The following is a 1054-nucleotide window of genomic DNA, read 5'->3' as shown; positions in this document are numbered from 1 at the left end:
ACGCGGCTGGCCGCGATCGACTGGGCGATGCTGGAGACGACGCTCGCCCTCGGGGTCGCGCCCGTCGCCGCGGCCGAACTCGTGCTGTTCCGCACCGCCGCGGTGGAGCCCGTCGTGCCCACCTCGACCGCCGACCTCGGCCTGCGAGGTTCGATCAGCTACGAGCAGCTCCTCGATACGCGGCCCGACCTCATCCTGATCTCGCCCTGGTACGAGAACCGCGCCCGCCTCCTGTCGCGGATCGCGCCGGTCGCGAACTATTCGATCTATGAGCCGGGGCGTCGTCCCTACGAGGCGGCGATTGCGGCGACGCGTGACCTCGGCCGCCGCATCGAGCGACGCGCAGAGGCTGAACGGGCGGTCGCTCAGGCCGAGGCGGAGCTCGCCGCCGCCCGGACGCGGCTTGCGCGATCGGCCGACCGCCCTGTGCTCATCATGAACCTCGCGGATGCGCGTCACTTCCGGGTGTTCGGCGCCGACAGCATGTTCGGCGACGTGGCGGAGCGGCTGGGGCTCCCGATCGCCTGGACCGCGCCGACGCGGTTCGGCGCCTTCCCCGCCGTCGGGGTCGAGGCCCTCGCGGGAATGACGGACGCGATCGTGGTCAATGTCGGCCCGAGCCCGCCTTCGGCGCTCGCCGCCGTGCGGGAGAGCCCGCTCTGGCGCGCCATGCCGCCGGTCGCCTCCGGCCGCTTCGTCGAGCTCCCGGCCGTGAACCCCTATGGGGCGCTGCCGGCCGCGCAGCGCTTCGCGCGGCTTCTCGCCGATGGCCTCGAAGCGCTTGCGGTCGGCTGAACGCATGCCGCGAGCGCGTTTCGGGCCCTGGCTCCTGTGGGGCGTGCTGGCGGCGGTCGCCGCGGCCCTCTCGCTCCAGGACGTCATGTCGAGCCTCAGCGCGGGATCGGCCGAGGTCGATCGCGCCCTGGCGCTCTACAGCCTAGCGCCACGGATCGCGGTCGCTCTGCTCGCCGGCGCGGCGCTCGGCCTGTCCGGCGCGCTGCGTGTCGGCGCTCCCGCCGATCTGATCGTCGTCGACCTCGACGCCCCATGGGTG

Annotated in this window: 1 protein-coding gene and 1 pseudogene; both read left to right on the top strand. The window is 73.7% G+C overall.

Features of this window, described 5'->3' with window-relative positions:
• Nucleotides 1–795, top strand: a 795-nt coding sequence (locus ACIKT0_RS18900) for an ABC transporter substrate-binding protein (RefSeq protein WP_407106838.1), incomplete at its 5' end; no start/stop codon positions are given.
• Nucleotides 796–799: 4 nt separating this feature from the next.
• Nucleotides 800–1054 (top strand): annotated as a pseudogene (locus tag ACIKT0_RS18895) (hypothetical protein); the annotation flags it as partial.

The organism is Hansschlegelia beijingensis, from assembly GCF_045505405.1.
GTDB classification, from domain to species: domain Bacteria; phylum Pseudomonadota; class Alphaproteobacteria; order Rhizobiales; family Methylopilaceae; genus Methylopila; species Methylopila beijingensis_A.
This window is presented reverse-complemented; position numbering and strand designations above follow the sequence as displayed.